Below are 23928 nucleotides of genomic sequence, written 5' to 3'. Positions count from 1 at the left end.
CGGCGGCGGGCCTAGAAGTGATCGGCGGTGAAGACCGCCGCATCCTTCGCGCGGTCCACCAGGGCCCGGCTGCGTTCCTGCACCATCTCGCAGATCGGCCGCAGGAAATCGCGCTCCGCGTCGGTGTAGGCCTGCCGGTCGAGCACCGCTTTTGCGTTCGACATGGCGCGCGCGAGCCGAACGGCCTCGCGCTGCAGCAGCGGCTTGCCGATGCCGCACTGGTGCGCGAAGTACGCCAGGTTGAAAGGCGAGAGTTCCTCCCAGCGGAACGCATCGCCCACGGCCATGGCGTAGCTGTGGTCCAGCTCCGGGTACTGCTCGACGCTCACGAGGTCGTACCAGGGTGACGGTTCGAGCAGTTCGCCGTGCACGAAGAAGGAGAAGTTCTTCGCGTGCGCATCGGCATTGCCGATGACCGCCTGGAAGAGCACCCAGCGCAGCATCTCCAGCTTCGCCCTCGCCGGCCGCCGCAGGAGCTTCTCGAGGCCGAAGAGCCTGGGCAGGCGCATGCCGTCGCGGTAGCGGGCCAGTTCGCCGGCGTGACCCAGGTGGCGTTCGTACTTCGCGTCCACCGGCATGTCGCAGGCCTGGCACGCGTCGATCACGTGCAGCTTGCGGACTTGGTCGCGGTTCTGTTCGGCCGTGTGTCGCCGGTCGAAGCGTTCGACGACCAGGACCGGCGTCGGCAAGCGCATGATCGATACGCGCGCCACCGCGTCGGTGTAGGCGGCCGCCAGGCTCATGCAGTAATGCTCGTTGACGACCAGGTGGGGCGTGCGATCGGCCCGCGGCTGCGGCTTCAGGATGTAGGTCGAGGCGAGCGGCGCTTCGGGCAGCCACATTGCCGCCTCGGGATCGAGCCCCGGATCGCGCGCCGCGAAGACCGCGAGCTTGTCCTGGTAGCCGGCAATGGACATCCGCAGCCTGCCGTCCCAGATCGCGAGGCCACCCGCCTCCGACCGGACGATCCGCTCGTGGAGCTCCGCGCGCGGCAGCATCCGGCTTTGTGCGCGCGCGGGCGGCGGTTCATCGGCGGCATGGAACTCCAGCGCGCCGGTGGTTTCGCCGCCCATGCTGCGCAGCAGCGCGAAGGCGTTGCCGGGCGCGACGTGCAGCTGTTCGATGGCCGCGCGCAGCGGCGCCCCCTCGGGGAACAGGTTGACGATGAAGCGCCGGATCGCGTTCGAGTCATAACCGCCCTCGGGCGCCTGCCACGGCAGGGCCGGCGAAAGCTGGAACAGCCTGTTCCTGCGCCAGGCATCGTCGTAGGCGAAGGTCCACCGGTCCTGCCGCGGGGCGAAGCCGAGTTCGCCCACCCGCTGGTCGTTGCCATGGCTGACGCGCAGCCGGAGCAACTCGTCCTCAGGCGCCGTCATCGCGCAGCGCCTCCGGGGTCCCGGGCCAGGCCGGTCAGCGCCTCCTTGGGCCCGACGAGCATGGCGAGTCCCAGGCCATCGAGCACGGCCAGCAGCTTGTCGAGCCGGACGGCGCCGATGCCGTTCTCGAGCCGCGACAGCGTGTCGACCGAGACGCCGAACAGGCCTGCGGCATCGTCGATGCGCAAGCGCTGCTCCTTGCGTACCGCCTTCACATAGGGACCGAGGGAGCCGGCCGAATCGACGAGCGCCGGCTGCTCGCGCATCGGGGAAGGACCGTCGCGGAGGTTTTCAGGGGTTCGGTTCATTCGGCTCCAGTCGCTCAGGGCGCACGACGCGCAGAGTTTCCAAAAATCCGAAATTTTAGATCTGCCGGCGGAATTCAAGCGAATATTTCGGAATTCACGAAACAACCATTCAGCCGCTTAACGGGAAGCCGAGTGTTTCTGAAATTCCGAAATTCTCGCGCCAGCGTACCGCGCGGGGCTTTGACCGCACTCAGCCGGCCGCGAGCGCCTGCTCGTACACCGCCAAGTCGCCCTGCGAAAAGCAGCAGAAGCTCACCGCCCGCACCGGGCCACCCTCAGCCAGCGCCGCGCGCACGGTCCGCACCGCGATCGGCGCCGCGCGTTCGATCGGGAAGCCGTAGATGCCGGTGCTGATCGACGGAAAGGCGATGCTCGCGATGCCGGGCTGCGCGGCCGCGACCTCCATCGCCCGGCGATAGCAGGAGGCCAGCAGCTCGGGTTCGCCGTTGCTGCCGCCGCGCCACACCGGCCCGACCGTGTGGATCACGAACTTCGCCGGCAGCCGGTGGCCGCGCGTGAGCTTCGCGTCGCCGGTCTCGCAGCCGCCGAGCAGGCGGCACTCCTGCAGCAGCCCGGGACCGGCGGCGCGATGGATCGCGCCGTCGACCCCGCCGCCGCCGAGCAGCGACGCATTGGCGGCGTTGACGATCGCGTCGACCCGCAGCGTCGTGATGTCGCCGCGCAGCGCGGCCAGCGCCTTTTCCATGCCGGCGACTCTACCCTTGCGGGGGCACCGGCGAGGTGAAGGCGATCAGCTTGCCCATGTTCGCGACGAAGCTGCTCACGGTGATCGCCTGCGGCTGCTCCTTCTTCACGTAGGGCGCGATCAGCGGCGGGTCGGCCGGGTCGTAGGGCGAGGTGTCGAACACGTCGCCCACATGCTTGCTGCGGTAGGCGTCGCCCGTGTAGGGCGTGGTCGGGCCGTCGCCCTGGTAGGGGTTGGTCACGGCGTTGAGCGGCGCGAGCCAGTAGCCCTTGGGGTCGAGCTTGTCGATCACCGCCTTCGCGTCGGTCTCGCTCACCGCGGGCGTGGCCATCACGCGGTCGGCGAACAGGTCGGCAAAGTCCACCTCGCGCAGCGAGAAGTACTTCGGCAGCGCCCGCACGTCGGCACCCGCGCGCAGCGGCGAGGCCGCGACCATCTGCTGGATCGCCGCGTCGCTCATCGCGCTCAGTTGCTCCCAGGTCTGGCGCATGCCCGCGATGTCGATGCTGCGGCCGCCCGAGTAGTGGCTCGGCGTCGCGCGGTGGTCGTGGTCGTGGTAGTAGGCGCCGTTGTGGATGTTGGAGCCGTAGCGGTGCACGAAGCGCGGCAGGTTGGTGCCGAGTTCGACGAAGGTGGGATGCGTGCGGCCCTTGAGCAGCGGGTTCTCGTCGATCATGGTCTGGGTGAGCTTGCAGCTCTCCAGCCAGGCCAGGGCCTCGGGCACGCGCGCGAGGTAGCCGCGGTCGCCGGTGAGGCGGAAGTAGTTGAAGAGCTGCTGCACGTTGGTCTGCGTGGTGTGCGTGGCGAGCGAGCGCGGCTCGTAGCTGCGCGCGCCCGCGGGTGCGCCGGCCGGGCGGCCGTTCTGGTCCGCCGCCAGGTGCTGCAGCCCCCCAGCCGGCCTGCGGCCCGGGCTGCTGCATGCGGCGCAGGCACTCCATCGCGCGCGTGATGTGCGGGATCAGGCTCTGGTCGCCGAGCGACACCAGGCACATCAGCAGGAACTTGATGTTCTCGCCCGCCACGTCGTCGTTGAAGGTGATGTGGCGGGTGTAATCGCCGTCCTCCATGCCCGAAGTGGCGCCCGCCGGCAGCTGCTGCGGGTTGGGCAGCGGCATCGACGAGATCGCGTCCGGCGACGGCGGATAGCGCTGCGGCCAGCCGCCGTCGGCCACGCCGCCCGCGAACTGCGCCTGGGTGACGAAGCCGATCGCCTTCTGCACCGCGGCCAGGAAGCGCGGGTCGCGCTTCTCCAGGTACATGCGCAGCATGAACTGCGACGACACCGCCGTGCCCGCATCGTCGAAGGTGGCGTTGCCGTAGTAGTGCTGGAACTCCTCCAGCCGCCAGCCGTTGGCGCCCACCGTCTCGTACCAGTCGCGCAGCGACGCTTCGCCCGCGAAGTCGTGGATGTAGTTCCAGCCGCCGGACGGATGCTGCGCCGCGATCAGCGCGAGGCCTGTGTGCTCGGCCGCCTGGTAGAAGCGCTCGTCGCCGGTCGCGTGGTAGGCGTCGAGCATGCAGTGCCCGGCCGTGGGTGTGCCGGGCGGCTGGATCCAGCACATGGTGCGGCGCGCCTCCATCTCGCCCCAGCTGGTCGAGAGGTCGGGCATGTAGGCCCAGACGTAGCCGCCGCGGTAGGAAACCGTTTCGTCCATGTACGCCGCGGCGCGCCGCATGGTCTTTTCCGCGAGTGCCGCGGTGCTCGGCGGCGGGGCCGGTGCGGGCGGCGGCGGGGGTGGCGGCGGCACCGGGAACGGCGGAAAGCTCGGGCCGTCGCCACCGCCGCCGCAGGCGGTCAGGGCGAGGGGCGACAGCGTCGAAAGGACGAAATTCCTGCGCTTCATGGGTTGTCTCCTGGGGCCGTAGTGGCCGTTTTGATACTTTTCAACTCATACGATGTCCGATGAGTCCAGGAAATTTTGCAGGAATCCGGCTATTTTTCGCTAGGTTGTACGATGACTAAAAGCGCAAGCGAAGTGTCGAAATGTTTCGGCCCCTCGCCCGCCCCGCGCCTCAGACCCGCGCGGCGAAGCGCTCCACGGCCTCGGTCGGGCCCGCGACGATCAGCAGGTCGCCGGGTTTGACGACCGTGTTCTCGCGCGCGTAGATGAAGTCTTCGTGGCGCCGCTTGATGCCCACCACGGTCACGCCGTGGCGGGTGCGCACCGCTGATTCGGCCAGCGGCTTGCCGTGCGTCTCGGCCGGCGCGCGCGTCTTGGCGATCGCGAAGCCGTCCTCGAACTCGATGAAGTCGATCATCTTGCCGGTGACGAGGTGCGCCACGCGCCGCCCCATGTCGGCTTCCGGATAGACCACGTGGTGCGCCCCCACGCGCTCGGCGATGCGGCCGTGCTGCTGGCTGTTGGCCTTGGCCCAGATGTCCTTGTTGCCGATCTGGCTCAGGTTCAGGATGGTGAGCACGCTGGCCTCGAGGTTCTGGCCGATGCTCACCACCGCATGCTTGAACTCGCCGACGCCCAGCTGCTTGAGCGTCTCCAGGTCGGTGGCGTCGGCCTGCACCACGTGGCCGAGTTCGCCGGCATGCGCCTGCACGGCCTCGGCGCTGGTGTCGATGGCGAGCACGTCGTGCCCCAGCTTCGCCAGCGCGCGCGCCACGCCCGAGCCGAAGCGGCCCAGGCCGATCACGACCACGCTGTCTGCATTGTTCTTTCTACCCAACAATCGGCTTCTCCTCGGGAAAACGGTAGCCGCGCCGCGAGTGGTTCACGGCCATGGCGGCGGCCAGGGTGACGACGCCGACGCGCCCCGCGAACATCAGCACGACCAGGATGAACTGCCCCGCCGACGGCAGGTCGGCCGTGATGCCGGTCGAGAGGCCCACGGTGGCGAAGGCCGAGATGACCTCGAACAGCACCTTCTCGTAGGGCAGCGGCGTCATCGGCACCAGGCTCAGCGTGGCGATGACGATCGCGCCCGCGCTGAGCACCAGGATCGCGAGCGCCTGGCGCTGCGCGGCGGTGGAGATGCGGCGGCCCTGGAACTCCACGTCCTGGTGGCCGCGGATCTCGTTCCACACCACCAGCAGCAGCACGAAGAAGGTGGTCACCTTCACGCCGCCCGCCGTGCCCGCGCTGCCGCCGCCGATGAACATCAGCAGGTAGTGCAGATTCAGCGACTCGACGGTCAGCCCGCCGATGTCGATGGCGTTGAAGCCCGCGGTGCGCGCCGAGACCGAGGTGAACGCCGCCGCGAGCACGCGCGTGGGCGCATCGAGCGCGCCGAGCGTGGCCGGGTTGTCCCACTCGGCCAGCAGCAGCGCCAGCGTGCCGCCCACGACCAGGAAGGCCGTGCCCCAGAGGGTGAGCACCGTGTGGATCGACCGCACCTGCCGCCGCCCGCGCAGGCCGATGGCCTCGTGCAGCACCGGAAAGCCCAGGCCGCCGATCACGATGGCGGCCATCAGCGGCAGCAGCACCCAGCCGTCGTGCGCGAAGCGCACCACGCTGTCGCCCCAGGTGGAGAAGCCGGCATTGTTGAAGGCCGACACCGCATGGAAGAGGCCCTGCCACAGCGCCTCGCGCCATTCCATGCCGTAGCCGAAGGCGAAGCGCGCGGCCAGCAGCAGCGCGGCGCCGGCCTCGACCACGAGCGTGACGACCAGCACCAGCCGCGCGACGCTGCGCACGTCGCCGAGGCCGAGCGAATGGGTCTCGGCCTGCAGCAGCAGCCGCGACTTCAGGCGCATCTGCCGGTTGACCAGCAGGCCGAGCAGCGTGGCCGAGGTCATCATGCCGAAGCCGCCGAGCTGGAACAGCCCCAGGATCACGGCCTGGCCGAAGCCCGACCAGTAGCTGCCGGTGTCGACCACCACCAGGCCGGTCACGCAGACGGCCGAGGTGGCGGTGAAGAGCGCCGCGAGCCAGGGCGCGCCCTCGCCCGCCGCATGCGAGGCGGGCAGCATCAGCAGCCCGGTGCCGATGCCGATCACGGCGAGGAACGCCAGCACCAGCACCGACGAGGGATGCGTCAGCCGGGTGTTCACGCGGTCTCGCGGGTGGGTCGCATGGGCCGGATGCGCCGCGCGCTCCTAGCGGTAGAACGCCTCGACGCGGCCCTTGAGCTTGAGCAGCAGCGGCTTGCCCTTGCGGTCCAGGGTCTTGCCCGCGGGCACCTTGATCCAGCCTTCGCTGACGCAGTATTCCTCCACGTCGAAGCGCTCCTTGTCGTTGAAGCGGATGCCAATCTCGTGCTCGAACACGGCCGCCACATGGTGCGGGCTGCGCGGGTCGGTGGAGAGGCGGTCCGGAAGCGGCGGCGTGGGCGTGGTGTCGGTCATCGGGAAAACGGATAGGTCGGGGTTGTCTGGAAGAAAAGCATCGGCCGCGTCCGGCGCGCGGATGCGGCGGCGATGGACGCGCATGATAGGCCCCTCGCCCGCCGGGCCCGTGGGGACGTCCTATCGGCGCTTCTTCTTCGCCGGCTTCGGCGGCGGCTTCGGCGCCGCGCCGAGCGAGGCACGCGCGAGCGCATCGGCCTCGACGTTGCGGTGGCGCGGCACCCATTGCAGGCTCGCCTGATCGAACGATGCGAGCAACGCGCGCGCCGCCTCGAACATGCCCGCCATGCGCGCGATCGGCCGCGCTGCGGCGCCTGCGCCGAGCTGTTCGACGAGGATGCTGTTGTCGGTGTAGGCGCGCACCGCCGTCGCGCCGCGGGCCTTGAGCGCCTCGAGCGCGAGCGTCAGCGCGCGCAGTTCGGCCTCGTTGTTGCAGCCGATCGCATGGCTGGCCAGCGACAGCGCATGGCGCGTGCCGTCGGGCGCCGTGATGACCGCGCCCGCACCCATGCGGCCGGGGTTCGGCATCGCGCTGCCGTCGCAGTACACGGTCCAGGGCTGCAGCGTCAAACCGGGCGGCTCAGCAGTTGTTGCGCTTGATGCCCGCGAGGTTCGCGCAGGGCCGCTGGCCCGGCGGCGGGCCGGGGTCCACGGGCCGCGGCGGCCGCGGGCGGATGATCGGCCGGCCGCCGTCGTAGTACGGATCGGGGCCCCAGCTGTAGACCGGCGGATCGGCCGGCGTGGCCGGACGCGGCTCGTCGACGTGGCGCGGGATGATCGCGGGGCCGGACGGCGGCGCGTTGCCGGCGATGCCCGCCGGCGCCGCGGGCGGTGCCGTCACCGGCGGCGGCGCGACGGGGCGCCGCGCCTCCCCGGGCGTCGGGATCACGGCCACCGGCTCGGTGAGCGGCACCTGGCGCGACAGCCGGGAGCCCGGCGGACAGCCGCCATCGGTGTAGGTGACGCGCTCGTCGGCATCGGTGCAGCGGACCACGTCGGCGTGCGCGCCGAAGGCGATGGCCGCGAGGGCCGCAACGAAGAAGGGGCTGGTCCGCATGGCGCTATTCTCGCCCCGCGCCGCGTGCGCCGGTGTCAGGGTCTTTCTCCGGCGCATGCCGGCGGACTTCAGGCCGAGACGCGCAGGCCGGCAGGCCCCTCGGCCATGCGGCCGATCACGGCCGCCTGCGCGAAGCCCTCGTCGCGGAACACCTGCAGCACCGCATCCACGGTCTCCGGCGCGCAGCTCACGAGCAGGCCGCCCGAGGTCTGCGGGTCGGTCAGCAGCGCCTGCGCGACGGCGGGCAGCCCGTCGGCCAGCGCGACTTCCGCGCCGTAGCCGGCCCAGTTGCGGCCCGAGGCGCCGGTCACGAAGCCCTCCGCCGCCATGGCCGCCACGCCGTCGAGCAGCGGCACGCGCGGCCAGTCGATCACGGCCGTGAGCCCTGCACCGCGCGCGAGCTCCAGCGCGTGGCCCGCGAGCCCGAAGCCGGTCACGTCGGTCAGCGCATGCACGCCCGCCATCGGCGCGAGCGCGATGCCCGGCGTGTTGAGCCGCGTGGTGTTCTCGATGAGCTGCCGGTAGCCCGCGAGCCGGAGCTTCTCCTTCTTGAGCGCGGCCGAGAGCACGCCCACGCCCAGCGGCTTGCCGAGCACCAGCAGGTCGCCTGCGCGTGCCGCGGCATTGCGCTTGACGTGCGCCGGATCGACCAGCCCCAGCGCGACCAGGCCATAGATCGGCTCCACCGAGTCGATGGTGTGGCCGCCCGCGATCGGGATGCCCGCCGCGCGGCACACGTCCTGGCCGCCGCGCACGATCTCGCCGATCACTTCCACCGGCAGCTGGTTGACCGGCATCGCCACCAGCGCGAGCGCCATGATCGGCCGGCCGCCCATGGCGTAGACGTCGCTGATCGCATTGGTCGCGGCGATGCGGCCGAACTCGTAGGGGTCGTCGACGATCGGCATGAAGAAATCGGTGGTCGCGATCAGCGCCTGGCTGTCGTTCAGGCGGTAGACGGCCGCGTCGTCGGCGGTCTCGATGCCGACCATCAGCTCCGGCGGTATCAGCCCGGCGCCGCTGTTCCTGAGGATCTGCGAGAGCACGCCCGGCGCGATCTTGCAGCCGCAGCCGCCGCCGTGCGAGAAGCTCGTGAGCCGCAGCGGGGCCAGCGGGTTGAGGGGCGAAGGCGTGGAGGTGTCGGTCATGGCGCAATCCGGAGGCAAACGGCCGCCATTATCGAAGCCGGCCGGCCGCGGCGCCGGCACGCGGGTTTCTACAATCGAGGGCTCCCCGATCCTTCCGGCGCCTCCGCCGCGCCTTCTTTCTCCCATGAAGCCCCTTCTTCGCATCGCCCTTGCGCTTTCGCTGTCCGTCCTCGCCCTCGGTGCCTCGGCACAGGGCAAGGTGCTGCGCGTGTCCGCCATTCCCGACGAGGCGCCGACCGAGCTGCAGCGCAAGTTCACGCCGCTCGGCGACTACCTGAAGAAGGAAACCGGCCTCGAGGTGCAGTTCACGCCCGTGACCGACTATGCGGCGGTGGTCGAGGGCCTGGCGACGAACAAGATCGACCTCGCCTGGCTCGGCGGCTTCACCTACGTGCAGGCGCGCATCCGCACCGGCGGCGGCGCGGTGCCGATCGTGCAGCGCGCCGAGGACGAGGTGTTCACCAGCAAGTTCATCGTCCCGGCCGACAGCACCGCCAGGACGCTGGCCGACCTGAAGGGCCGGACCTTCGCCTTCGGCGCGCCCTCCTCCACCTCGGGCAGCCTGATGCCGCGCTACTTCCTGATGCAGGCCGGCATCGATCCGGAGCGCGACTTCAAGACCGTGGCCTTCTCGGGCGCGCACGATGCCACCGTGGCCTTCGTGGCCGCCGCACGCGCCGAGGCCGGCGTGCTGAACGCCTCGGTCTGGGACAAGCTGGTGGAAGCCAAGAACCCGAACGCCGCCAAGGTGCGGGTGCTCGCGACCACGCCGACCTACTACGACTACAACTGGACCGTGCGCCCCGGCCTCGACCCGGCGCTCACCAAGAAGCTCACCGACGCCTTCCTGAAGCTCGACCCGGCGAACCCGGCGCACAAGGAGATCATGGCGCTGCAGCGCGCGAGCCGCTTCGTGCCGACCCGATCGTCGAACTACGACGGCATCGAGGCCGCGGGCAAGGCGGCCGGGCTGATCAAGTAGCCGCCGGAAGAAAAGAAGGCCGCTGCGCGTGAGCTTCTCGATCGACGCCGTCGGCGTGGTCCACCCGAACGGCCAGCGTGCGCTCGCCGGCGTGACGCTGGCCGCGCGGGCGGGCGAGCGCGTGGCGGTCATCGGCCCCTCGGGCGCGGGCAAGACCACGCTGCTGCGCGTGCTCGGCGCGGCGCTGCGGCCGTCCGAAGGCCAGGTCCGGCTGCTCGACGCGGCGCCCTGGCGGCTCGACGCCGGCGCGCTGAAGCGCCTGCGCGCGCGCATCGGCACCGTGCACCAGGCGCCGCCGATCGCGCCGCGGCTGCGCGTGGTGACCGCGGTGCTCTCGGGCCGGCTGGGCCAGTGGTCGGCGGCGCGCGCGATCGCTTCGCTGCTGCGGCCTTCGGACCTCGCGGGGCGCGCACGAGGCGCTGTCGCGCCTGGCGCTCGAAGACCGCCTCTTCGAACGCTGCGACCGCCTCTCGGGCGGCCAGCTGCAGCGCGTGGGCGTGGCCCGCGTGCTCTACCAGCGCCCGGCGCTGCTGCTGGCGGACGAGCCGGTGTCGGCGCTCGATCCGACGCTGGCCGACACCACCGTGCGCGAGCTGGTCGCGCAGAGCGAAGCCACCGGCGCCACGCTCGTCGCCTCGCTGCATGCGGTGGACCTGGCGCTGCGCTGGTTTCCGCGCGTGGTCGGCATGCGCGCCGGCCGCGTGGTGTTCGACGTGCCCGCGGGCGCGGTCGATGCCGCGATGCTCGACGCCCTCTATGCCGGCGAAGGCGGCCTGGCCGCCGCCAGCGCCGCCGCGCAGCCGCCGGCGGTGCGACCGTTGCAGGAGGCCGCCTTCGTGCCGCCCGACTGCCCATGAGCCCCGCCCGGCCGTCCGAAGTGCCCACGCACGATCCGCAGACCCGCGCGCGCCTCGGCTGGACGCTGCTCGCGCTGCTCCTCGCCTGGCCGGTGCTGCGGCTCGCCGAGTTCCAGCCCGCGGCGCTCTTCGCACCCGGCAACCTGTCGGTGATCGGCGGCTTTCTCGCGGGCTTCCTGCCGCCCGAGACCGCGCCGGCCTTCCTGGCGCTGCTCGGCCGCGCCACGCTCGAGACGCTCGCCATGGCCACGGCCGGCACGGCGCTCGCTTTCCTCATCGCCGTGCCGCTGGCCTTCGCCGGCACGCGCGCGCTCTCGGTCTCGCGCATCGGCCCCGGGCCGGGGCGCGGCATCGGCGCCGTCGTCCGGCCGTCGGCGCGGCTGGTGCTGATGGTGCTGCGCGCGATTCCCGAGATCGTCTGGGCGCTGCTGTTCGTGCGCGCGCTCGGCCTCGGGCCGGCCGCCGGCGTGCTCGCGCTCGCCATCACCTACGGCGGCATGCTCGGCAAGGTCTACGCCGAGATCCTCGAATCGACCGACACCCGCCCCGCGCGCGCCCTGCTCGAAGGCGGCAGCGGCCGCATCGCGGCGCTCTGCTACGGCCTGCTGCCCAACACCGCGCAGGAACTGGCCTCCTACACCGTCTACCGCTGGGAATGCGCCGTGCGCGCCTCGGTGGTGATGGGCTTCGTCGGCGCGGGCGGGCTCGGGCAGCTCATGGACCAGTCGATGAAGATGCTCAACGGCGGCGAGGCGAGCAGCATCCTGCTGGTGTTCCTCGCGCTCGTGCTGCTGGCCGACGCGCTGAGCAACGCGCTGCGGAGGCTGCTCGCATGAAGGCCGCCGCGGCCGCCGCCCCGCCCCTGCCGCGCATGCCGGTGTGCGTGCGCTGCCGCGTGGTGGCGCTGCTGATCGTGGCCGCCGTGGCGGCGAGCTTCGTCTATCTCGGCATCGACTACCGCGCGCTCGGCAGCGGCGAATCGCTGCGGCTCATGGGCCGCTTCGTGCTGGAGTTCTTCCCGCCCGACCTTTCGCGCGCCTTCCTCGCCAGGACCGGCTGGGGCGCGCTGCAGACGCTCGCCGTGTCGGCCCTGGGCACGGTGCTCGCGGCGGCGGCCGGCGCGGTGCTAGCGCTCGCGGCGGCGGGGCGCGCGGGCGCGGTGCCGCGCCATGCCACGCGCTTCGTGCTCAACCTGCTGCGCAGCGTGCCCGAGCTGGTCTGGGCCGCGCTCATGGTGCTGGCCGCGGGCATCGGCCCGTTCGCGGGCGCGCTCGCGCTCGCGCTGCACACCACCGGCGTGCTCGGCCGGCTGTTCGCCGAAAGCCTCGAGAACGCACCGCGCGCGCCCGAGCAGGCGCTCGCGCTGGGCGGCGCGGGCGCGGTGGCGGCCTTCGGCTACGGCAGCTTGCCGCTGGTGCTGCCGCAATGGCTGGCCTATGCGCTGTATCGTTGGGAAATGAACATCCGCATGGCGGCGGTGCTGGGCTTCGTCGGCGGCGGCGGGCTCGGGCAGCTGCTCTACTTCCACTTGTCGATCTTCCAACAGCAACAGGCCATGACCGTCCTGATCGCCATGTTCGTGCTCGTGGCCCTCGTCGACTTCGCGAGCGCGCGGCTGCGGCGCACACTGGGGCATGCCCATGGCTGAACGCGACAACCATTCCCGCCACCAGCCGACGCGCGTGGCCGACATTCCACGCTTCGACACCATCATCGACGCGCGCTCACCGTCGGAATTCGCGCTCGACCACATTCCCGGCGCGATCAACTGCCCGGTGCTCGACGACGAGGAGCGCCGCATCGTCGGCACCATCTACAAGCAGACCGGCGCCTTCGAGGCGCGGCGCGTGGGCGGCGCGATGGTGGCGGCCAACCTCGCGCGGCATCTGCGCGAACGCTTCGGCGAGCAGCCCCCCCACTGGCGGCCGCTGGTCTACTGCTGGCGCGGCGGCCTGCGCAGCGGCTCGATGGTGACCTGGCTGCGCCTGGTCGGCTGGGACGCGCAGCAGCTCGCGGGCGGCTACAAGAGCTATCGCCACCATGTGCTCGCGCAGATCGAGGCCGCCGTGCCGCAGCTGCAGCTCCGGGTGATCTGCGGCGCGACCGGCAGTGCCAAGACGCGCGTGCTGCAGGCGCTGGCCGCGCGCGGCGAGCAGGTGATCGACCTCGAGCATTTCGCAAGCCACAAGGGTTCGCTGCTCGGCGCGCTGCCGGGCGTGCCGCAGCCCTCGCAGAAGCAGTTCGAGACCCGCATCGCCACCTGCTTCGAGGCGCTCGACCTCTCGCGCACGGTGTACGTGGAAGGCGAGAGCGCGCGCATCGGCCGGCTCTCGCTGCCGATTCCGCTGGTCGCGCGCATGCGCGCGGCGCCCTGCGTCGAGGTGCAGGCCGATGCGGCCGCGCGCCTCGACTACCTGCTGCGCGACTACGCCTACCTCGGCGACGACCGCCAGGCGCTCGCGGATCAGCTCGGCCGGCTCAAGGAACTGCAGGGCAAGGCGGTGGTGCAGCGCTGGCAGGAATGGGCGCTCGAAGGCGCGCTGGCGCCGCTCTTTGCCGAACTGATGGCGCTTCATTACGATCCGCACTACGAGCGTTCGCAGGCGCGGCATTTCGAGCAGTGGCCGCAGCGGCGTCAGGTCGCGGCGCCCGACCTGAGCGACGCGGGCATCGAAGCGGTGGCCGACGCCATCCTTCGCCTGCCGTAGCCCCATCCCCTGGCCCCGACCGGAGCAAGCCGCCCATGTGCAGAAGCATCAAGACCCTGTACAACTTCGAGCCTCCCGCCACCGAGCAGGAGATCCGCGCCGCGGCGCTGCAGTTCGTGCGCAAGCTCAGCGGCTTCCACGTGCCCTCCAAGGCCAACGAGCAGGCCTTCGAGCGCGCGGTCGAGGAAGTGGCGGTCAGCGCGGCGCGGCTGATCGATTCGCTCGTGACCAGCGCCGAGCCGCGCGACCGCGCGGTGGAGGCCGAGCGCGCCAAGGCCCGCTCGGCCGCGCGCTTCGGCAGCTGAACGCCGCGGGCCGTCCGCGTCCTTCCTTCTTCCTTCTGGAGATTCCATGCCTCTCGAACTCTGGCTCGCCTTCGTCGCCGCATCGGCCGTGCTGCTCGTCATTCCGGGCCCGACCATCCTCACGGTCATCAGCTACTCGATGGCGCACGGCCGCCGCGCGAAGCTTCCGCTCGTGGCCGCGGTGGCGCTGGGCGATTCAACCGCGCTGGTGGTGTCGCTGCTCGGCCTGGGCGCGCTGCTCGCGGCTTCGGCCTTCTGGTTCACGGTGGTCAAGTGGGCGGGCGGGCTGTACCTGATCTACCTCGCCATGAAGATGCTGCGCGCGGGCATGGGTGGCGGCGAGATCGCGGCGCCGGCCGCGCCCGGCTCGCGCTGGCGCCTCTTCGCCAACACCTACCTGGTGACCGCCCTTAACCCGAAGGGCATCGTGTTCTTCGTGGCCTTCCTGCCGCAGTTCCTGAGCCCCGCGGCCGACGTGACGCGCCAGCTCTGGGTGCTGGCGGCCACCTTCGTCGCCATGGCCGCGCTCAACGCCGCGCTGTATGCGGTGTTCGCGGGATCGGCGCGCAGGCTGCTGGCCTCGCCGCGCGCGCAGCGGCGCTTCAACCTCGCGGGCGGCTCGCTGCTGGGCGCGGCCGGCGTGTGGGCGCTGCTGGCGCGGCGCCCCGCTTAGCCATCTCCCTGCCCCGCCTTCAGCGGCGGTACGGATTGTTCGGGTTGCGGTCCCAGCGGTTCGGCACGCCGTCGTTGTCGCGGTCGCGGTCGTAGCGGTTGGGCACGCCGTCGCGGTCGCGGTCTCCATAGCCGTAGCCGGGGCGCGGCGGCGGCGAACGGTCGTAGGGCGCGACGACGCAGCCGGCCAGGACGGCCGATGCGGCAAGCAGGATGGCCAGTGTCTTGATCATGGTGCTTTCTCCTTGGAGTTCTGGGAAACGGCCCGCCTCTCGCAAGCCGCTTCCGCATTGAAGGCCACCTCCGTCTCGGCGCCGTATCCGCCATGAGGCGCGCGCGTGAAGTTGGTTACCGGATGTGGGCCTGCTGCGAACTTTGGCGCTACGCCCACCACGGCGCAGGCGGCGCCGCACCCGTTTCGGGGTAGGTGCAGTTCCCGCGGCCGTATCGTCGAAAATGGCGCGCCCTCGCCACCGCAACCTTTGCTTTTGCCCATGCACCGCCCGCCCGCCGCCAGCCGCCGCTGCCTCGCCGCATGGCTGCTGGCGCTCGCCTGCGTGCAGGCGCCCGCGTTGGCCGCCGTGGCGCGTTTCGACGAAGTGAAGCGCGAGTTCCGTTCCTCCGACACCGCGGTGCTCGACCGCAACGGCGAACTGCTGCAGCGCGTGCGCACCGATGCCAGCGTGCGGCGCGGCCAGTGGATCGCGCTGGCCGACGTGTCGCCCGCGCTGCGCACGGCGATGGTGCTGAGCGAGGACCGGCGCTTCTACGAGCACAGCGGCGTCGACTGGCGCGCGGTGTCGTCGGCCGCCTGGGGCAACCTGTGGAACACGCGCACGCGCGGCGCGTCGACCATCACGATGCAGCTCGCCGGCCTGCTCGACGAGGACCTGCGCCGCGCCAACAGCGGCCGCAGCCTGAAGCAGAAGATCGGCCAGACCGTGGCCGCCGCGCAGCTGGAGCGCAACTGGCGCAAGGACCAGATCCTGGAGGCCTACCTCAACAGCGTGCCGTTCCGCGGCGAGATCGTAGGCATCGATGCGCTCTCGCGCACGCTGTTCGGCAAGGCGCCGAATGGGCTCGATGCGCGCGAGGCCAGCGTGGCTGCGGCGCTGGTGCGCGCGCCCAACGCGAAGCCGGCGCTCGTGGCGCAGCGCGCCTGCGAGGTGCTGCGCGCGATGGAGCCCGGGCAGAAGGTCGACTGCGAGGCGCTCGACATGTTCACCACGGCCGCGGTGCAGCGGCGCGCCTTCGATGCGAGCGAGGGCATCGCGCCGCATGCCGCCCGGCGTGCGCTGAAGGAACAGCGCGACGGCGGCGAAGCCGGCAAGGACGAGCCGGCCGACAGCGTGCGCACCACGCTGCATGCGCCGCTGCAGCGCTTTGCGCTCGAGACGCTGCAGCGCCACCTGAAGGAACTGCGCGGCCGGCACGTGGAGGACGGCGCACTGGTGGTGCTCGACAACGCGAGCGGCGAGGTGCTGGCCTGGGTCGGCTCGTCGGGGCCGCTGAGCCAGGCGGCCGAGGTCGACGCGGTGACCGCGCTGCGCCAGCCCGGCTCCACGCTCAAGCCGCTGCTCTATGCGCAGGCGATCGCCGAGCGGCGGCTCACGGCCGCTTCGCTGGTCGACGATTCGACGGCGCAGATCAGCACCGCGAGCGGCCTCTACATTCCGCAGAACTACGACCGGCAGTTCAAGGGCCCGGTGTCGGTGCGCACCGCGCTGGCCGCCTCGCTCAACGTGCCGGCCGTGCGCACGCTGGTGATGGTGTCGCCCGAAGCCTTCGCGCGGCAATTGCGCGCCATGGGCCTGCCGCTGCGCGAGAGCGGCGACTACTACGGCTACAGCCTCGCGCTCGGCAGCGCCGAGGTCTCGCTGCTGTCGCTCGCCAACGCCTACCGCACGCTCGCCAACGGCGGACGGCACGGGCCGGTGACGCTGGTCGCGGCGCGCACGGCAACCGCGCCAGGCGGCAAGGCGCCGCCCGCCGCGCCGGCGGTGCTCGATCCGCGCGCGGCCTTCATCGTCGGCGACATCCTGTCGGACGCGAATGCGCGCACCCGCACCTTCGGCCCCGACAGCATCCTCTCCACCCGCTTCTGGACCGCGGTGAAGACCGGCACCAGCAAGGACATGCGCGACAACTGGGCCGTGGGCTGGTCGCAGCGCTACACGGTGGGCGTGTGGGTCGGCAACGCCAGCGGCGCGGCGATGTGGGACGTGAGCGGCACCACCGGCGCGGCGCCGGTATGGGCCGAGCTGATGCGCTTCCTGCATGCGCGCGTGCCGAGCCGCGCGCCGCGGCCGCCGGCCGGCCTCGTCGAGGCGCAGGTGGCCTTCGGCCCCGGCAGCGACGGCAACGCGCTGGAAGCCGAGCGCGGCGAGTGGTTCCTGCAGGGCACCGAGCAGACGCTGTTCGCGCTCGACGGCGACGCCGGCACGCCGGCCGGCGCTGCGCCCACGCGCATCACCGCGCCGGCCGACGGCACCATCCTCGCGCTCGACCCCGACATTCCGCCGCTGCACCAGCGCGTGCGCTTCGAGTCCGAAGGCCGCGGCGTGCAATGGCGCATCGACGGCAAGCACTTCGCGCGCGGCAACAGCGCGCAATGGCTGCCCTGGCCCGGCCGTCACACCATCGAACTGGTCGATGCGGCCGGCAAGGTGGTGGACCGGCGCCGCATCGAGGTGCGCGGCGCGGGCGTGGTCGCCGCCCGCAATCCGCGCCGCTGACGCGGCGCCGGCCGGCGGGCAGGCGCCGGCCAATCCCCTGCGGGCGACTGCGGCATTCGAGGCGCACGAGAATTCATCCAATGATTCAATGACCGCCCTCCTGGGGCGGCTTTCGTTCTCTCTTCTACTGTTCATGCTCCTGCAGGCTCCCCGCACCTCCCTGGCCGACAGCGCGGCCAACAGCATTCGCGCAGAAATCGCCGCCGGCCGCTGGCCGGTCGGCTCGCGCATCCCCATCGAACCGCAACTCGCACAACTGCTCGGCGTGAGCCGCGGCACGGTGCGCGAGGCCGTGAAGACGCTGGTCTCGCGCGGCCTGCTCGAAGTGCGCCAGGGCTCGGGCACCTACGTGCGCTCGGGCTTCGATCCCGCGGCCAACCTGCAGAAGATGCGCCGCGCGAGCCTGCGCGACCAGTTCGAGGTGCGCCGCGCGCTCGAGGTGGAGGCGGCGCGGCTCGCGGCCGTGCGCCACACCGCGCGGGACCTGCGCAACCTCGAAGCGCTGCTCGACAAGCGCGGCGTGCCCGATGCCGGGGACGGCGGCGCGGCGTTCATCGAGCGCGACCTGGCGTTCCATCTCGCGATCGTCGACATCTCGGGCAACCTCGCGCTGGCCGAGACCTGCCGCTTCATCTCGGGCTACATCAAGGAAACCATCTCGGGCACGATGGACGCCGCCCTGCCCGAGCCCGACGCCGCCGCGCACCGGGCGATCGTCCAGGCCATCGCGAGCCGCGATCCCGACCGCGCCGCCGAGGCGGTGCGCGCCTTCATGGCGCCGATGATCGACGCACTCGCGCAAGGCGGCGGCGCATGAGCTCGATGCCCCTGCCCTCCGGCGCCGCCGCCAAGGAAATGCTGATCGACGCCGAAGTCGACAGCCTGCCCGCACCGCGTCCCACGCCCGCGCCGAGCCTGGCGCGCCGCATCCTGCTCGGCGCCAGCGTGGTGCTGATCGCCTTCAACCTCCGGCCGGTGTTCGCCAGCCTCTCGGTGGTGCTGCCGGAGATCATCCGCGCCACCGGCCTCTCGGCCACGGCCGCGAGCCTCCTGACCACGCTGCCGATCGTCTGCCTCGGCGCGTTCGCGCCGCTCGCACCCGGGCTCGGCCGGCGCTTCGGCACCGAGCGCACGCTGCTCGGCTGCATGCTGCTGATCCTCGTGGGCACCGCGCTGCGCGGCACCGGCAGCATTCCGCTGCTGTTCGTCGCCTCGGCCATCGCGGGCAGCGGCATCGCGGTCGCGAACGTGCTGCTGTCGGGCCTGGTGAAGCGCGACTTCGCCGGTCAGGCGGCGCTGATGATGGGCCTCTACACCATGGCGGTGTGCGGCGGCGCGGCGAGTGCCGCGGGCCTCACGGTGCCGCTCGAACACGCACTGGGCGGCGGATGGACCGTCGCGCTCGCGATGTGGGCGGCGCCGGCGCTGCTGGTCACGCTGCTGTGGGCGCCGCAGGCGCTGCCCGTGCAGCCGGTGGCGAGCGAATCGGGCTTCACCGTGCGCGGCCTGTGGCGCGACCGGCTGGCGTGGCAGGTCACGCTCTTCATGGGGCTGCAGTCCGCGCTGGCGTACATCGTGATGGGCTGGCTCGCACCCATCCTGCGCGAACGCGGGCTGGGCAGCGAGACCGCGGGCTACGTGGTGTCGCTCTCGGTCATGACGCAGGTCGTGACCTGCCTCGTCGTGCCCGCGCTCGCGGTGAAGCTGCGCAACCAGCGCGCCCTGGCGGCCGTGCTGGCGCTGCTCACCGTGATGGCCATGCTCGCGATGCTGTTCGCGCCGCTGGGCGGCGTGTGGCTGTGGGCCGTGCTGCTGGGCATCGCCCAGGGCGGCACCTTCGCGCTCGCGCTCACGATGATCGTGCTGCGCTCGCGCGATTCGCACATCGCGGCGCACCTCTCGGGCATGGCGCAGGGCGTGGGCTACCTCGTGGCCGCCTTCGGGCCGCTGCTCGCCGGCCTGCTGCATGGCTGGACCGGCAGCTTCCGCGCCTCGGCATGGCTCTTCATCGGGCTCGGCATCGCGCTGGTGAGCGCCGGCCTGGGCGCGGGCCGCACGCTCTACGTGGGCGCGGTCACGCTGCCGCGACACCGCGACTGAGCCTCGGCGGCTGCTGCTACTGCGGCCCGCCGCAGAAGCCCGCCCGCTCCGTGGTGGTGGCGGCAAAGTGCAGGCGCGAGGTGGTCGCGGCGCTCGCCGGCTGATGCGCCGGCCACTCGTTCTGCAGCCAGGTGTACTGCCAGCGATAGGGCTCGCCGGGCCGCGCCGCTTCGGCGTAGCTGATGCGAAGGCTGCCGCTGCTCTCGTCGTGGCAGTGCTTCGACTGCCGGTATTCCTTTTCGCTGAAGCAGGCGCGGACCATCTTCGTGCACGAGAAGGGAATGCCCTCGGCCACGATGCGCGTGCCTTCGAGCGGCACGAAGTCGGCCTTGCTGAACGAGGCGCCGCCGCCCGAGTAGCCCTCCGACACCGTCTGCAGCACGGCCGCGGCCCACTGCCCTTCGGCGAGCGGATAGAGCGCCGGCGCGAGCGAGAACTGCGCGTCGGCCACGCTGCCGCTCGCCGCATCGCGCTTTGCCGCCGCGTAGCCGCTGAAGTCGTGCAGGCGCTCCAGTTGCCAGCCGCCCGCGCCCTTGCCGCGCTGCACGCGCGCCATGGCCAGCGGCTCTGCCGCGATCACCACATGCTCGCCCGCCGCGCCGCCGCGCGGACGGTACAGGCCCAGCGTCTGCGGATCGCAGGGCTGCGGCAGCAGCGCGCAGAGGCGCACGCGCCATTCCGGGTCGACCGACTCGGGCTTCTTCACCAGATCGAACACCTGCGCCGAAGGCCCGGCCGACGCCTGGCCCGCCAGCGCCGCGGCAGCGAGGACGAACAGCATCGAGGCGGCAGCGCGAAAGAGGGGCGGCGTTTTCATGGCCGGCAATGGTAGCGAGGCCGCGTGCAAAAAGTGACGGCCGCCGGCACATCGATGCGGTAGTCTCGCGCGCTGGCCGCCATGGCCTCACACGGAGCGACGACGAATGGCTGACAGCATCCTGGTTTTCTACGGCTCGTACCGGTCGGACCGCATGGGCATCCGCCTGGCCGACTACATCGTGGCCGGCCTTGCCGCGCGCGGCGACAAGGCCGAACTCGTCGATGCCCAGGCCGTCGGCCTGCCGATGCTCGACCGCATGTACAAGGAGTACCCCCAGGGCAGCGCACCGGCCGCCATGGAGGCGCTGGCGCAGAAGATCCGCAGCGCCGACGCCTTCGTCTTCGTGACCGGCGAATACAACTGGGGCCCGCAGCCGGGCCTCAAGAACCTCACCGACCACTTCCTCGAGGAATGGTTCTGGCGCCCCGCCGCCGTCGCCAGCTATTCGGCCGGCCGCTTCTCGGGCGTGCGCTCGGGCACCGTGTGGCACTCGATCCTGTCGGAGATGGGCATGGTCGTGGTGTCGAGCACCCTCGCCGTCGGCCCGATCGCGCAGACCCTCGATGCGAGCGGCAAGCCCACCGGCAGCGCAGGCGAATCGCTGGAGCGGTCGTTCGGGCGCTTCGCCGACGACCTCGCGTGGTGGACAGAGGCGGCGAAAGCGCAGCGGGCGCGCAAGGCGCCGCCCTACTGAGCAGGCGCTTCGTTCAGTGGGGCATCGCGGCTTCGGGCAGCTTGGCGATCACCTTGATCTCGAACGAGAAGCCCGACAGCCACGTCACGCCGACCGCCGTCGCCGTCGGATAAGGCGCCTCGCCCCAGTACTCCGCGGCCACGGCCCAGGCGCGTTCGAAATGCGTCTGCGGGTCGACCATGAACACCGTCACGTCGATCACGTCGCTGAAACTGCAACCGGCCGCGGCAAGGATGGCATTGAGGTTCTGGAACGCAAGACGCACCTGCGCATCGAGCTCCGGCTCGGGCGAACCATCCGCGCGGCTGCCGACCTGGCCCGAGACGAACAGCAGGCCGTTGGCGCGGATCGCGGGGGAATAGCGGTGCAGCTCGTAGAGCGCGTGGCGATCGGGAGGCATGACGACATCGCGGGTGGGCATTCGGAGGGTTTCCTTCCTTCAGGAACGTTGATGGGATGACGTCAATGTAGGGGGCCGACGGGTGCGGATAAACAGGCGGTTCGCACATGGATTGTTTGTCGGGGGCAAACAGTGGGACTTGTGACTCGATCATCTGCCAAGTCTTTGCCGAGCCACCCGGGATCGTTTGGCAGCTTCGGACGAGGTCCCGCGAGGAGGATTCCGTTCGAGTCGAACTTCCCAGAGATAAAGCGCAGGCATCGCAATGAGGTGGACCAGCGCTGCGAGTACGCCGATGACCAACATGGCGAGCGCAATGACCGGACTCGCCACAGTGCAAAGCAGAGTTCTGAGCATCCATGAATTGTCTTGACCTCCTTCACGCGCCTTGCGTAGGAGTTTGCCGAGCCGCCAACTAGGCCTGACCCTGGTCCTCGATTCGGAGGGGAGCGCAACTGCTGACGTGCGATGCCGAGGCGGAGCCCTGAGCTCCAAACGCCGAAGCGGCTTTGGCTGCGGCTGTTGCCTTTGGTGATCCCATCCGAGACCCTGATGCTCGCGGCTGTAGGTGCGGACTGTCATGCCCATTCCCTCCTGCCTTTCATTCCAACGAGTGCCTCGGCGCTGTCGGCTTCACTGCGATGAGTACAACTTTGGTCTTCCCTCAACGTTCCAAGGAGACATCCATGGTTGATCTGAAAGACACTCGCACCCCCGCCGAGAAGGACGATTCGCATCCCGCTGCGACGAGCGCCGGGGCCGTGGTCGGCGGCGTCGCCGGTGGCGTGGCGGGCGGTGCGGCTGCAGGCGCGGCAGTCGGCGGCATGACCGGCCCGGTGGGCGCTGCCGTGGGCGCAGCGGTCGGCGCAGCCGCCGGAGCCCTGGCCGGCCGGCGCATGGCAAAGGTAGACCCCGACGTCGAGGATGCCTACTGGCGCGACAACTACACGGGGCGCTCCTACGTGGCAAGCGGATCGAGCTACGACGACTATTCACCGGCCTATCGCTACGGTGTCGATGCCTATTTGCGCTACCCGAATCGCAGGTTCGAAGAGGTCGAGCCCGAGCTGAGCCGCGATTGGGGAACGGCCCGCGGGCGCTCCTCGCTGGAATGGGACCGCGCCAAGCATGCGACGCGTGACGCGTGGCAACGCGTGAGCGACACCGTGGAACGCGCGGTGCCCGGCGACTCGGACCGCGACGGTCTCTGATCCCGCGAACGGGCGGAGATAAGAACCAAACGGCCCGAGCGGGCCGTTTGCCGCTTCACCGCCTCAGCCGATCGTGCGAGACATACTGCTGCCGTCGTCGCACCGTGGCCATTGCGCAGGTAGTCGACGAACGGTTTGCCTGCCCGATTGGACGGAACACTCTTGGCGACAAGCCGCGAAGGTATCGTCCTCGCAAGGTGCTGAGCAATGGCTTGCGAGAATGCCTTGACCATGTCTTGGTCGAACCTTGGCGCCAGCGGCACGGCGATTTGTGAAGCCCTTTGCCGCCGCTCGTTTTCAACCAGGACTCGAGGTCTAGTTCCAACCTCCCCAACGTCAAATTGCGCCACTGCTTCAGAGAGTTGAGTGCTCGTCCGCGAACGCGCCGAACTTGGTATCGAATTCATTCCAAGCCTGTGCGCTTGCCTTGGCCCAATCGCGCGCAGACTTGCCTTGACCGCTCCTGCACGCGCCTCTTGAAATTCCTTCATGTCTTGAGGCGAGATCATGTAAGCAGCGGGCCGGCCGTGACACGTGATGATGACTGCCTCGCGTTGGTCTATCGACCAGCCGCATGTATTGCCAGACACCCCAAGCCACGCCCACAGCGATACTGACTGCGATGCTCCAGCCTAGCGGAACACCTGCGATGAAGCTCAGAAAAATCATCACCGCGACCGAGGCGAGACCAATGTAGGTCAACGTGATGAGGTCGAAGCGTGCGATCTCGTGTGCGTCGTCGGAAAACGCGCGGTCGCTGTGACCGCGCTTGCGGCGCTGCCTTCTGAAGAGCACCACGTCAACGATGAACTCGAAGATCGCGACGACGAAGTCCGTCAGCAAGCTGAACATGAAGCTCCTTTGAATGCCGCGATTGGCCGTTGGCGGCGGCCGCCATCGTCGCGCACACCCGCCCCCATCGCAGTTCGCCGCCCCTGCGGCGCTACTCTCGGAACCAAATCTTGAGCGTCACATAGACCGCATAGCTCAGGCCAAGCACCATCCACGCGAGGAAAAACATGTTGGCCCAGTAATCGCCCGCGTTGGCCGCCAGGGTATAGATCTGATTCGTGCAAGCCTTGCCGACGCATGGCACTTCACCGCGAACCAGCGCGCGCAGTAACGCAAACAACAGGTAGCAGGCAACGCCAGTAGTCACAAGCAACCCCACGGGGCCTACAACGCCTTCGGTGCGTTCGCCGTTCTCACTCCAACGCGGCTTCCGAAGCAAGTTTTGCCCGAATTTGTAGAAGGCAAACCCGAGCAGGAGCATCAGCAAGTAGTAAAGGGCGGCACGCATGTCACGGAGTCGTTTGCGATGAGGGAAAGTGCGTCGGCGGGATGATATCTGGGCAACGGGCGCTCATCTGCCTCGGCGTCTTTGCGACACGCTTCCGCTCAAAGCCTCCCGCCAACTGGCGGCGAGCGTCGAGGGGCGGCGTATGGCCGAGTGACGACTATCGGCAGTTGCACTCAGTCGGCCCCTGACGGTCGCCAGTCATCGTCTTGGGATAGATCGGCGCCATCTGCCCTTTCTTCCCTCGGGCGACGC

Annotated in this window: 27 protein-coding genes and 3 pseudogenes; 13 read left to right on the top strand and 17 right to left on the bottom strand. The window is 70.6% G+C overall.

Going from position 1 to position 23928, the window contains the following annotated elements:
* Positions 1–11: 11 nt before the first annotated feature.
* From M2165_RS15905 to M2165_RS15885, 5 genes and pseudogenes are all read right to left on the bottom strand, one after another.
* Positions 12–1376, bottom strand: a complete 1365-nt coding sequence (locus M2165_RS15905; RefSeq protein WP_280815570.1) for a HipA domain-containing protein — start codon at positions 1374–1376, stop codon at positions 12–14.
* Positions 1373–1642, bottom strand: coding sequence for a helix-turn-helix domain-containing protein (locus M2165_RS15900; RefSeq protein WP_280817551.1), 270 nt, complete (start codon positions 1640–1642; stop codon positions 1373–1375). Before M2165_RS15900 ends, M2165_RS15905 begins: the two co-directional genes overlap by 4 nt.
* A gap of 232 nt (positions 1643–1874) precedes the next feature.
* Entirely contained in the window at positions 1875–2390 is a 516-nt protein-coding gene (locus M2165_RS15895; protein WP_280815569.1) for an O-acetyl-ADP-ribose deacetylase, read from the bottom strand.
* A 10-nt stretch (positions 2391–2400) separates the two neighbouring features.
* Positions 2401–3171 (bottom strand): hypothetical protein, encoded by a 771-nt coding sequence (locus M2165_RS15890; RefSeq protein WP_280815568.1) that lies wholly within the window; start codon positions 3169–3171, stop codon positions 2401–2403.
* Between the two features lie 295 nt (positions 3172–3466).
* Positions 3467–3643, bottom strand: a pseudogene (locus M2165_RS15885) (pectate lyase); the annotation flags it as partial.
* Between M2165_RS15885 and M2165_RS15880 the strand changes: the two are divergent.
* Positions 3585–3710 (top strand): hypothetical protein, encoded by a 126-nt coding sequence (locus M2165_RS15880; protein WP_280815567.1) that lies wholly within the window; start codon positions 3585–3587, stop codon positions 3708–3710. The pseudogene M2165_RS15885 and the gene M2165_RS15880 sit on opposite strands and share 59 nt — an antisense overlap.
* 693 nt (positions 3711–4403) lie before the next feature.
* Here M2165_RS15880 and M2165_RS15875 read toward each other — a convergent pair.
* The 6 genes from M2165_RS15875 to selD form a co-directional block, all read right to left on the bottom strand.
* Positions 4404–5069: a TrkA family potassium uptake protein gene (locus M2165_RS15875; RefSeq protein ID WP_280815566.1), complete on the bottom strand. Its 666-nt coding sequence runs from the start codon at positions 5067–5069 to the stop codon at positions 4404–4406.
* Complete coding sequence (locus M2165_RS15870) at positions 5062–6393, bottom strand: potassium transporter TrkG (RefSeq protein WP_280815565.1); 1332 nt, start codon at positions 6391–6393, stop codon at positions 5062–5064. The genes M2165_RS15875 and M2165_RS15870 overlap by 8 nt, the downstream gene beginning before the upstream one ends.
* Positions 6394–6438: 45 nt before the next feature.
* Positions 6439–6687, bottom strand: a complete 249-nt coding sequence (locus M2165_RS15865) for a DUF3297 family protein (protein ID WP_280815564.1) — start codon at positions 6685–6687, stop codon at positions 6439–6441.
* Positions 6688–6807: 120 nt separating this feature from the next.
* The gene (locus tag M2165_RS15860) at positions 6808–7257 is read right to left on the bottom strand and encodes a ribonuclease HI family protein (protein WP_280815563.1); all 450 of its coding nucleotides are present in this window, start codon (positions 7255–7257) and stop codon (positions 6808–6810) included.
* A gap of 10 nt (positions 7258–7267) precedes the next feature.
* Complete coding sequence (locus M2165_RS15855) at positions 7268–7744, bottom strand: hypothetical protein (protein ID WP_280815562.1); 477 nt, start codon at positions 7742–7744, stop codon at positions 7268–7270.
* 68 nt (positions 7745–7812) lie between these two features.
* A complete protein-coding gene (gene selD / locus M2165_RS15850) occupies positions 7813–8892 on the bottom strand; it encodes a selenide, water dikinase SelD (RefSeq protein WP_280815561.1) in 1080 nt (359 codons plus the stop codon).
* Between the two features lie 124 nt (positions 8893–9016).
* Here selD and M2165_RS15845 point away from each other — a divergent pair, with 124 nt between their 5' ends.
* The 7 genes and pseudogenes from M2165_RS15845 (at position 9017) to M2165_RS15815 (ending at position 14417) form a co-directional block, all read left to right on the top strand.
* Positions 9017–9874: a putative selenate ABC transporter substrate-binding protein gene (locus M2165_RS15845; protein WP_280815560.1), complete on the top strand. Its 858-nt coding sequence runs from the start codon at positions 9017–9019 to the stop codon at positions 9872–9874.
* Between the two features lie 28 nt (positions 9875–9902).
* A pseudogene (locus tag M2165_RS15840) lies at positions 9903–10731 on the top strand (ATP-binding cassette domain-containing protein).
* The gene (locus M2165_RS15835) at positions 10728–11567 is read left to right on the top strand and encodes an ABC transporter permease (RefSeq protein WP_280815559.1); all 840 of its coding nucleotides are present in this window, start codon (positions 10728–10730) and stop codon (positions 11565–11567) included. The pseudogene M2165_RS15840 and the gene M2165_RS15835 overlap by 4 nt, the downstream one beginning before the upstream one ends.
* Entirely contained in the window at positions 11564–12379 is an 816-nt protein-coding gene (gene phnE, locus M2165_RS15830) for a phosphonate ABC transporter, permease protein PhnE (RefSeq protein WP_280815558.1), read from the top strand. The genes M2165_RS15835 and phnE overlap by 4 nt, the downstream gene beginning before the upstream one ends.
* Complete coding sequence (mnmH, locus tag M2165_RS15825) at positions 12366–13439, top strand: tRNA 2-selenouridine(34) synthase MnmH (RefSeq protein WP_280815557.1); 1074 nt, start codon at positions 12366–12368, stop codon at positions 13437–13439. Before phnE ends, mnmH begins: the two co-directional genes overlap by 14 nt.
* Before the next feature lie 35 nt (positions 13440–13474).
* Positions 13475–13744, top strand: coding sequence for a DUF2277 domain-containing protein (locus M2165_RS15820; protein WP_280815556.1), 270 nt, complete (start codon positions 13475–13477; stop codon positions 13742–13744).
* A 46-nt stretch (positions 13745–13790) separates the two neighbouring features.
* On the top strand, positions 13791–14417 hold the full coding sequence (locus M2165_RS15815) for a LysE family translocator (RefSeq protein ID WP_280815555.1): 627 nt from the start codon (positions 13791–13793) through the stop codon (positions 14415–14417).
* A gap of 19 nt (positions 14418–14436) precedes the next feature.
* Here the strand turns inward: M2165_RS15815 and M2165_RS15810 are convergent, their stop codons facing one another.
* Entirely contained in the window at positions 14437–14649 is a 213-nt protein-coding gene (locus tag M2165_RS15810) for a thrombospondin type 3 repeat-containing protein (protein ID WP_280815554.1), read from the bottom strand.
* Positions 14650–14910: 261 nt separating this feature from the next.
* Between M2165_RS15810 and pbpC the strand changes: the two genes are divergently transcribed.
* From pbpC to M2165_RS15795, 3 genes are all read left to right on the top strand, one after another.
* A complete protein-coding gene (pbpC, locus tag M2165_RS15805) occupies positions 14911–17151 on the top strand; it encodes a penicillin-binding protein 1C (protein WP_280815553.1) in 2241 nt (746 codons plus the stop codon).
* A gap of 88 nt (positions 17152–17239) precedes the next feature.
* Entirely contained in the window at positions 17240–17968 is a 729-nt protein-coding gene (locus M2165_RS15800) for a FadR/GntR family transcriptional regulator (RefSeq protein WP_280815552.1), read from the top strand.
* Positions 17965–19251 carry an MFS transporter gene (locus M2165_RS15795; RefSeq protein WP_280815551.1) on the top strand — a complete coding sequence of 429 codons (1287 nt, stop codon included), beginning with the start codon at positions 17965–17967 and terminating at the stop codon, positions 19249–19251. The genes M2165_RS15800 and M2165_RS15795 overlap by 4 nt, the downstream gene beginning before the upstream one ends.
* A 16-nt stretch (positions 19252–19267) precedes the next feature.
* On the opposite strand, the gene M2165_RS15790 is transcribed toward M2165_RS15795, so the two are convergent.
* Positions 19268–20032: a hypothetical protein gene (locus M2165_RS15790; RefSeq protein WP_280815550.1), complete on the bottom strand. Its 765-nt coding sequence runs from the start codon at positions 20030–20032 to the stop codon at positions 19268–19270.
* Between the two features lie 142 nt (positions 20033–20174).
* Between M2165_RS15790 and M2165_RS15785 the strand changes: the two genes are divergently transcribed.
* The gene (locus tag M2165_RS15785; RefSeq protein ID WP_280815549.1) at positions 20175–20765 is read left to right on the top strand and encodes an NAD(P)H-dependent oxidoreductase; all 591 of its coding nucleotides are present in this window, start codon (positions 20175–20177) and stop codon (positions 20763–20765) included.
* Positions 20766–20778: 13 nt separating this feature from the next.
* Here M2165_RS15785 and M2165_RS15780 read toward each other — a convergent pair whose 3' ends face one another.
* Complete coding sequence (locus M2165_RS15780; protein ID WP_280815548.1) at positions 20779–21186, bottom strand: RidA family protein; 408 nt, start codon at positions 21184–21186, stop codon at positions 20779–20781.
* Between the two features lie 665 nt (positions 21187–21851).
* Between M2165_RS15780 and M2165_RS15775 the strand changes: the two genes are divergently transcribed.
* A complete protein-coding gene (locus tag M2165_RS15775; protein WP_280815547.1) occupies positions 21852–22376 on the top strand; it encodes a glycine zipper domain-containing protein in 525 nt (174 codons plus the stop codon).
* An 86-nt stretch (positions 22377–22462) separates the two neighbouring features.
* Here M2165_RS15775 and M2165_RS15770 read toward each other — a convergent pair.
* The 3 genes and pseudogenes from M2165_RS15770 to M2165_RS15760 form a co-directional block, all read right to left on the bottom strand.
* A pseudogene (locus M2165_RS15770) lies at positions 22463–22701 on the bottom strand (hypothetical protein); the annotation flags it as partial.
* A gap of 29 nt (positions 22702–22730) precedes the next feature.
* A complete protein-coding gene (locus M2165_RS15765) occupies positions 22731–23228 on the bottom strand; it encodes a hypothetical protein (protein WP_280815546.1) in 498 nt (165 codons plus the stop codon).
* A 91-nt stretch (positions 23229–23319) separates the two neighbouring features.
* The gene (locus M2165_RS15760; protein WP_280815545.1) at positions 23320–23676 is read right to left on the bottom strand and encodes a hypothetical protein; all 357 of its coding nucleotides are present in this window, start codon (positions 23674–23676) and stop codon (positions 23320–23322) included.
* Between the last annotated feature and the right edge of the window lie 252 nt (positions 23677–23928).

The organism is Variovorax sp. TBS-050B (genome assembly GCF_029893635.1).
Lineage (GTDB): Bacteria > Pseudomonadota > Gammaproteobacteria > Burkholderiales > Burkholderiaceae_C > Variovorax.
The sequence above is the reverse complement of the archived record's forward strand: the minus strand, read 5'-3'. Positions and strand labels throughout refer to the sequence as shown.